The organism is Caulobacter sp. S45 (assembly GCF_903642205.1).
Taxonomy (GTDB): domain Bacteria; phylum Pseudomonadota; class Alphaproteobacteria; order Caulobacterales; family Caulobacteraceae; genus CAHJWH01.
Genome location: NZ_CAHJWH010000148.1, coordinates 1 through 7,827, shown reverse-complemented (window position 1 = coordinate 7,827; position 7,827 = coordinate 1). Strand labels below are relative to the sequence as shown.

At 67.4% G+C, this 7,827-nt stretch carries 7 protein-coding genes; 6 read left to right on the top strand and 1 reads right to left on the bottom strand.

Annotated features, from left to right (window positions below):
• Positions 1-167 precede the first annotated feature (167 nt).
• Both HUV06_RS13085 and HUV06_RS13080 read left to right on the top strand, forming a co-directional pair.
• Entirely contained in the window at positions 168-485 is a 318-nt protein-coding gene (locus HUV06_RS13085) for a YggT family protein (RefSeq protein ID WP_174301701.1), read from the top strand.
• Positions 486-644: 159 nt separating this feature from the next.
• Positions 645-926: a GIY-YIG nuclease family protein gene (locus tag HUV06_RS13080; RefSeq protein WP_174301700.1), complete on the top strand. Its 282-nt coding sequence runs from the start codon at positions 645-647 to the stop codon at positions 924-926.
• A gap of 140 nt (positions 927-1,066) precedes the next feature.
• Here the strand turns inward: HUV06_RS13080 and dnaN are convergent, their stop codons facing one another.
• Positions 1,067-2,185 (bottom strand): DNA polymerase III subunit beta, encoded by a 1,119-nt coding sequence (gene dnaN, locus HUV06_RS13075; RefSeq protein WP_174301699.1) that lies wholly within the window; start codon positions 2,183-2,185, stop codon positions 1,067-1,069.
• A gap of 169 nt (positions 2,186-2,354) precedes the next feature.
• Between dnaN and zapE the strand changes: the two genes are divergently transcribed.
• The 4 genes from zapE to HUV06_RS13055 form a co-directional block, all read left to right on the top strand.
• The gene (gene zapE / locus HUV06_RS13070) at positions 2,355-3,479 is read left to right on the top strand and encodes a cell division protein ZapE (RefSeq protein ID WP_174301698.1); all 1,125 of its coding nucleotides are present in this window, start codon (positions 2,355-2,357) and stop codon (positions 3,477-3,479) included.
• Positions 3,480-3,889: 410 nt separating this feature from the next.
• Positions 3,890-4,642 carry an SDR family oxidoreductase gene (locus HUV06_RS13065; RefSeq protein ID WP_174301697.1) on the top strand — a complete coding sequence of 251 codons (753 nt, stop codon included), beginning with the start codon at positions 3,890-3,892 and terminating at the stop codon, positions 4,640-4,642.
• A 48-nt stretch (positions 4,643-4,690) separates the two neighbouring features.
• Entirely contained in the window at positions 4,691-5,818 is a 1,128-nt protein-coding gene (recF, locus tag HUV06_RS13060) for a DNA replication/repair protein RecF (protein ID WP_174301696.1), read from the top strand.
• Between the two features lie 8 nt (positions 5,819-5,826).
• A partial coding sequence (locus HUV06_RS13055; protein WP_174301695.1) for a DNA gyrase subunit B occupies positions 5,827-7,827 on the top strand: 2,001 nt, incomplete at its 3' end.

Here is a 7,827-nt window from a genome sequence, read left to right as displayed (position 1 = left end):
CTGAGCTACGGCCCCAGGATCAGGTCCGCGGGCGGGCGTAGCGGCCGTCCGCGAGGGGCGGACATGTGTCGGTTCAGCCCTGTCCTGTCAAGCGCCCGCACAGGCGTGGCGCGCCCGCTTGAGCGCAGCCGCAAACCCGTGCACAGACGCGGGGTCTGGAGACTCCGATGCCCATCGTCGCCGCCCTGCTGTTCCTGTTCGATAGCCTTATTGGCCTAGCGATATTGCTGGTCATAGTTACGGCGGTGTTGAGTTGGCTAGTCGCGTTCGATGTTATAAATCTGCGCAATCCAATGATGTACCGCATTGTGCGAACCTTGGACCAACTAACAGAACCCATGCTTCGCCCGATCCGTCGTTTCCTGCCAAACCTTGGCGGGGTAGATATCAGCCCCATAATCCTCTGGCTGCTTCTGACCGCCCTTAAGATTGTAGTGGATGGCTACCTACGTCCACTTGCTGCAGGAGGAGCCGCTGCATATTAGCGGCAGATACTCAGAGTCCTTAACGCACCTGCCGTTGCCCTGGGTCCCGGACAAGCTGCTGTGCAGCTTTCCGGGATGACAGGTTGTGAATAGCTTGTTTAAACCCATGCGATCTGTCATCCGAGCCGGAGCGCAGCGGAGAGCCGGGACCCAGGGCCGGTGTACTACGTCTACATTCTGGCCAGCCAGGCCAACGGAACGATCTACACGGGCGTGACCAATGATCTCGTGCGACGTGTCTCTGAGCACCAGCAGAACCTGACGCCTGGTTTCACCAGCAAGCACGACGTGAAGCGGCTGGTCTGGTGGGAGCCGCAGGACAGCATCGAGTACGCCATACTACGCGAAAAGCGGATCAAGCGTTGGCGCCGGGCCTGGAAGCTTAAGTTGATCGAAAGCGCCAATCCGCAATGGCGCGATCTTTATCTGGAACTGTTCTGAACCTATTAGCATGTCATCCCGGCCGCAGCGCAGCGGAGAGCCGGGACCCAGGGCCGCTCATATCGCCCGTGGCCCTGGGTCCCGGATAAGCTGCTGTGCAGCTTTCCGGGATGACAGGTGTGAGGATGAAGGGAGCGCCGCTACACCCGCAGCGGCATCAGTACGTAGCGCACACCCGCATCCGCCGGGTCGAGCACCAGGGTAGGCGAAGCGGGGTCGGCGAAGCGGAACTCGGCGGTCTCGCCCTGGATCTGGCCGGCGACGTCGAGCAGGTAGCGGGCGTTGAAGCCGATCTCGAAGGGCTCGCCGTCGTAGTCGATCTCGACCTCCTCCACCGCTTGGCCGGCCTCCATGTTGCGGACCGTCAGGATCACCTTTCCAGGCTCGAGCGCCAGCTTCACCGAGCGCGACTTCTCCGCCGAGATCGTGGCCACCCGGTCTACCGCATCGGCGAACAGCTTGTTGTCGATAAGGGCGACCTTCTGGTTGTCCCGCGGGATCACCCGCATGTAGTCGGGGAAGGAACCGTCGATGACCTTGCTGGTCAACGCCGCACGGCCGAACTCGAAGCGGACCTTGGCGGGTGAGACCTGCAACTGGACCGTCTCGCCGGCATCGTCGAGCAGACGCCGCGCTTCCTGGATGGTCTTCCTCGGCACGATCACGCCCGGCGCCCCGGCCGCCCCCTCCGGCGCCGGCATCTCCGCGAGCGCCAGGCGGTGGCCGTCGGTGGCCACGGCGCGCAGCTTGGTCTGGCCGCCCTCGTTGACCGTGTGGAGATAGAGGCCGTTCAGGTAGTAGCGTGTCTCTTCGGTGGAGATGGCGAAGCGCGTCTTGTCGATCAACCGGATGAGGTCGTTCGTATCGACCTGGATCGGCTCAGAAAGCCCGTCCGAGGACATTACCGGGAAGTCGCCCGACGGCAGCACCGGCAGGTTGAAGCGGGAGCGGCCGGCCTGGATCGACAGGCGTGGGTCGTCGCCGGCGAACTTCAGCTCCACGTCAGCCCCCTCGGGCAGCTTGCGGACGATCTCGTAGAGGGTGTGGGCCGGGGCAGTGATCTGGCCGCCGGTTCCCACCTGGGCGGAGGTCTGGTCGATGATCTCCATGTCCAGATCTGTGGCCGAGAAGGTCGCGCCGTCCTTGTCGGCCGACAGCAGCACGTTGGACAGGATCGGGATGGTGTTGCGCCGCTCCACCACGCTCTGCACGTGGCCCAGCGCCTTGATCAGCGCGGATCGCTCCATGGTCAGCTTCATCGCGTATTCCGGTCCGGGGCGGCGGGTTGGTGAGTCCCGCCCAAGTCGAGGGCCGCCGAGACTAGCCGAACGCGGCGGATGGGGAAGGGGGCATAGCGCTCGCCGGTGCGGGTCTTGGCGCCGGTGCAGCGGTGGACATGACGCAGGCGTGCGCTATGCGGAAGCGCTCATGCCCGACTCCGTGCAGACCGCGTACCAGCAACGCCTGGCCTCCGGCGAAATCGCTCCCGACGCCGCCCAGGCCGCAGCGATCTCCGCTCTCTCGCACCTGGAGGGAGAGCTGAACGCCTTGTCGGAGCCCGGTTTCTCCGCACGCTTCCTTCACAGGAAGCGCGAGCCGCCGAGGGGCGCCTACCTCTACGGGCCGGTGGGGCGGGGCAAGTCCATGGTGATGGACCTGTTCTTCGACACCGCTCCTGTGGTGAAGAAGCGGCGGGTGCACTTCCACGCCTTCATGGGCGAGGTGCACGGCCTGATCGACGCCTGGCGCAAGGGCGATCCCGCCGCCCGCAAGGCCCGCTTCGGCCAGGCCAAGGGAGATGACCCGATCCCGCCAGTCGCGCATCACCTGGCGGAGGGCGCCCGCCTGCTCTGCTTCGACGAGTTCCACGTCACCGACATCGCCGACGCCATGATCCTGGGCCGCCTGTTCGAGGCGCTGTGGGCGCAAGGCGTCGTCATCGTGGCGACCTCGAACCGAGCGCCGTACGCCCTCTATGCCGATGGGCTGAACCGGCAGCTGTTCCTGCCCTTCATCGCCATGCTGGAGGCGCATATGGCGGTGGTCTGCGTCGGCGGACCCAAGGACTTCCGCCTGGACCGGCTGAAAGGCGCCCAGGTCTACTTCTCTTCGTTGGACGCAAGCGCCCGCGCGGGGTTCGACGCGTTGTGGGCGCGTCTGCTGGACGGCGCCGAGGAGACGGGCGACACCCTGGAGGTGCTGGGCCGCAAGCTTCGCCTGCCCCACACCGCGGGCGGTCATTTGCGGGCGAGCTTCGTCAGCCTGTGCGGGTCGGCTCTTGGCGCCCAGGATTACCTCGCGATCGCTCGGCGTTTCCACACGGTGTTTCTGGACGACGTTCCCAGGCTGACGCCGGAACTCCGCAACGAAGCGGCGCGGTTCGTGTCGCTGATCGATGCGCTCTACGAGGCGCGCTGCAAGCTGGCGGTGCTGGCCGAGGCTGAGCCTGACGCCCTGTATCCGGCCGGAGACGGCTCGTTCGAGTTCGAGCGCACCGTTTCGCGCCTGCAGGAGATGCGCTCGGCCAACTATGTCGAGGCCGCGCGGGACTAACGTCTGGAAGCCGGGCGGCGTGCCCGGCGGGAGCGGGGAGGCTCCCGTCGGGCGAAGGCGTCGCCTAGTGCGCGAGCGCGCCCATGGCCAGCAGCGGAAGCGCCGCCAGCAGGAGCGAACCGGCGGTGGAGACGCGGTCGGTGAAAGTCGAAAGTCTGATCATAGCAAGTCCCTCTTTTTGCCCGCTTGAGGTCCATCAGGGTCCGATGTAGGGTCGGATTTCGCTTCCAGATACACAATGTTGGAAGAAGTGTCTCTTATGAAGCGGGGATGACGGTCATATAGGCCCGTCGCAGCTTAGAGCCGAATTAAATTGCTGCAATGCACACAAGCTGTGGCCTTGAAGCGACAGGTGGGGAACGGAGCCACCTCGCAGCGGTTTGGGAGCCGACCGACCCGGGGAGTCCGAAATGAGCAGCACAGGCGTTGATGGCAGGGTCGCCCTGGTGACTGGAGCCTCTTCGGGCATCGGGGAAGCGACCGCCGAGGCGCTGGCGCGCGGCGGCGCCAAGGTCGTGGTGGCGGCCCGGCGGCGGGAGAAGCTGGACGCCCTTGTCTCCCGCATTGCCGCGGCCGGCGGCGAGGCCTTCGCCCTGACCGCCGACGTGTCGACGCCGGAGGCGGCAGCGCAGATGGTGTACGAGGCGGAGGCCCACCACGGCCGCCTCGACATCCTGGTGAACAATGCCGGCGTCATGTACCTGGAGCCCACCGCGGAAGCCGACCTCGGCCGCTGGCGTCACATGCTGGAGTTGAACGTGCTGGGACTAATCGCCGCCAGCCAGGCGGCGCTGCCGGGCATGCGCGCGCGGCAGGACGGCCACATCGTCAACATCGCCTCCACCGCCGGGCGCGTCGCCAACGCCAACAGCGCGGGCTATTCGGCCACCAAGTTCGGCGTGGTGGGCTTCTCGGAGGCGCTGCGCAAGGAGCTGGTCAAGGACCGGGTGCGGGTCACCGTGGTGGAGCCCGGCATCGTGGAGACGGAGCTCCGTGACCACGTTGCCCACGAGGAGGCGCGCAAGGCCATCGAGCAGTTCGCCTCCAGCGTCCGCCAGCTGAAGAGCGAGGACGTGGCCAACGCCATCCTCTACGCCGTCTCCCAGCCCGAGCACGTCTGCATCAACGAGATCCTGATGCGCCCCACCGACCAGGAGCGCTGACGGCGGGCGGCTGGACAAGGCGGGTTCGGCGGACCACTTGCACCCGCCATGGCCCGCACCATCCTCCGCCGCCTGGCCCTGCGGGACTTCCGATCCTATCACGACGCCGCCCTGGAGCTGGACGGCCGCCCTGTGGCCCTGTCCGGCCTGAACGGCGCGGGCAAGACCAACCTGCTGGAGGCGGTGTCTTACCTGGCTCCGGGCAAGGGCCTGAGGGGCGCCTCCGTGGCCGAACTGGGCCGGCGAACGCCCGGCGAGCCCTCCGGCCGCGCTTGGAGCTTGGCCACAGTACTGGAGGACGGCAAGGGTGAGACCCGGGTGGGGACCGGGACGGACAGCGTGGCGGCCTCTCGGAGACTCGTGCGGCTGGACGGCGAGACCGTGGCGCCCGGGCGCCTGGCCGGTGTCGTACGCCTGGTCTGGCTCACCCCCGCGCAGGATCGCCTGTTCCTCGACGGCGCGACCGAGCGGCGTCGCTTCCTAGACCGGTTGACCTTCGCCGCCGAGCCCGCCCATGCCGCGGTGGCCAATGCCTACGACCGCGCGCTGCGCGAGCGCCTGCGCCTGCTGACCGACGGTCCGGCTGACGCGGCGTGGCTCTCGGCGCTGGAGGTCCGGTTGGGAGCGGAGGGCGTGCGCCTGGCCGACGCCCGCGCACGGACGCTGGACGTCTTGCAGGCCGAGATCGATCGCCGCGTCGATCGCCCGTTTCCGCTGGCGCTGCTGGACCTCGTCGGTGACTGGAGCCGCCCCGACCCAGCGGCCGATGCGCCCCGGCTGGCCGAGGCCTTCGCCCGTGCGCGGGCCCGCGACGCCGTCGCAGGCCGCTCTCTCACCGGTCCGCATCGCACCGACCTGCTGGTCCGCCATAGGGAAAAGGATCGTCCGGCGGCGGAGTGCTCCACCGGCGAGCAGAAGGCGCTGATCCTCAACCTGGTGCTGGCCCAGGCGGCGCGTTTATCCCGTGCAGAATCGTCGCCAAACCCTATATTGTTGCTGGACGAAGTGGCCGCGCACCTGGACGTGAAAAGGCGGGCGGCGCTGTTTGAAGAGATCACGGCGCTCGGGTTGCAAGCGTTCCTGACGGGGACCGACCGGGCGCTGTTCCAACACCGGCCCGGCTGGGCGCAGGAGGTCCTGGTGGACGCCTCGCAGCTGAAGCCGCTGGCAGACTGAAGGACGCGATGAGCGAAGACCTGACCGACGCTCCGGAACCGGCCGGCGGCGGCGACTACGGCGCGGAATCCATCCGTGTGCTGAAGGGCCTGGACGCGGTGCGCAAGCGCCCGGGCATGTACATCGGCGACACCGACGACGGATCGGGCCTGCACCACATGGTCTACGAGGTGGTGGACAACGCTATCGACGAGGCCCTGGCCGGCCACGCCTCCCACGTCCAGGTGATCCTGAACCCGGACGGCTCCTGCACCGTGATCGACGACGGGCGCGGCATCCCCGTGGACATCCACTCCGGCGAGGGCGTCAGCGCGGCCGAGGTGATCATGACCCAGCTTCACGCCGGCGGTAAGTTCGACCAGAACAGCTACAAGGTGTCCGGCGGACTGCATGGCGTGGGCGTGTCGGTGGTCAACGCCCTGTCAGACTTCCTGCAGCTGAAGATCTGGCGCAACGGCAAGGAATACGAGATGCGCTTCGAGCGGGGCGACGCCGTCTCCCCGCTGGTCGTCACCGGCGACGCGCCGCGGCGCACGGGGGCCGATAGGAAGGCCGGTGAGTTCCTGACCGGCACCAGCGTCACCTTCATGCCGTCGCTGAAGACCGGGCCAGGGGAGGGTGAGGGCACCTTCACCGCCATCGAGTTCGACCGGAAGACACTGGAGCACCGGCTGCGGGAACTGGCCTTCCTGAACTCCGGCGTCGTCATCCGCTTCAAGGACCTGCGCGAGGCGGAGCCGTACGAGGAGGTGATGAGCTACGAGGGCGGGGTGGAGGCGTTCGTGCGACACCTGGACAAGTCCAAGGCCACGATCCTGAAGAACCCGGTCGCCGTCCGCGGCGCCAAGGACCGGGTGGAGGTCGAACTCGCGCTTTGGTGGAACGACAGCTACCACGAGCAGATGCTGTGCTTCACCAACAACATCCCCCAGCGGGATGGCGGCACCCATCTGGCCGCCTTCCGCGCGGCGCTCACCCGGGTGGTCGGCGGCTACGTGGAGAGTTCCGGCGCGGCCAAGCGGGAGAAGGTCAGCGTCTCCGGCGAGGACGCGCGTGAGGGGCTGACCTGCGTGTTGTCGGTCAAGCTGCCCGACCCCAAGTTCTCCTCCCAGACGAAGGACAAGCTGGTCTCGTCCGAGGTTCGTCCGGCGGTGGAGCAGCTGGTCAGCGAGGCGCTCGGCCACTGGTTCGAGGAGCACCCCAACGAGGCCAAGCTGATCGTCGCCAAGATCGTGGACGCCGCCGCGGCCCGCGAGGCGGCCAAGAAGGCGCGTGAGCTGACGCGGCGGAAGTCCGCGCTCGACATCACCTCGCTGCCGGGCAAGTTGGCCGACTGCCAGGAGCGTGACCCGGCCAAGTCCGAGCTGTTCATCGTGGAAGGCGATTCCGCCGGCGGCTCCGCCAAGCAGGGGCGCAACCGCGAGAACCAGGCCATCCTGCCGCTGCGGGGCAAGGTGCTGAACGTGGAGCGCGCCCGTTTCGACAAGATGCTCGGTTCAGACCAGATCGGCACGCTGATCACAGCGCTGGGCGCCGGGATCGGGCGCGAAGACTTCGACATCGAGAAGATCCGCTACCACAAGATCGTCATCATGACCGACGCCGACGTGGACGGGGCGCACATCCGCACCCTGCTGCTGACCTTCTTCTATCGCCAGATGCCCAAGGTGATCGAGCAGGGCTATCTCTACATCGCCCAGCCGCCACTCTACAAAGCCGCCAAGGGCAAGTCCTCGCGCTACCTGAAGGACGACGCCGACATGGCCGCTTTCCTGTTCGACGAGGGGACCGACGGCGCAGTGCTCGACCTGCCGTCCGGCGAGCGACGCATGGGCGCGGACCTGACCGCGCTGGTGCGCGACGCGCAGGGCGCCAAGTCGCTGATCGACCGGCTGTCCTCCCGCGCGCCGGCCTTCGCCGTGGAGCAGGCGGCGCTGGCGGGGCTGTTCGGCAACAACGGCGATGTGGCCGGCGCGGCCGAGCGGCTGAACCTCTATGCCGAGGAAGGC

Bases quoted from the DNA above. Each gene is read 5' to 3' on its own strand.
- HUV06_RS13085 (WP_174301701.1), top strand. From the start codon at position 168: ATGCCCATCGTCGCCGCCCTGCTGTTCCTGTTCGATAGCCTTATTGGC.
- dnaN (WP_174301699.1), bottom strand. From the start codon at position 2,185: ATGAAGCTGACCATGGAGCGATCCGCGCTGATCAAGGCGCTGGGCCAC.
- zapE (WP_174301698.1), top strand. From the start codon at position 2,355: ATGCCCGACTCCGTGCAGACCGCGTACCAGCAACGCCTGGCCTCCGGC.
- HUV06_RS13065 (WP_174301697.1), top strand. From the start codon at position 3,890: ATGAGCAGCACAGGCGTTGATGGCAGGGTCGCCCTGGTGACTGGAGCC.
- recF (WP_174301696.1), top strand. From the start codon at position 4,691: ATGGCCCGCACCATCCTCCGCCGCCTGGCCCTGCGGGACTTCCGATCC.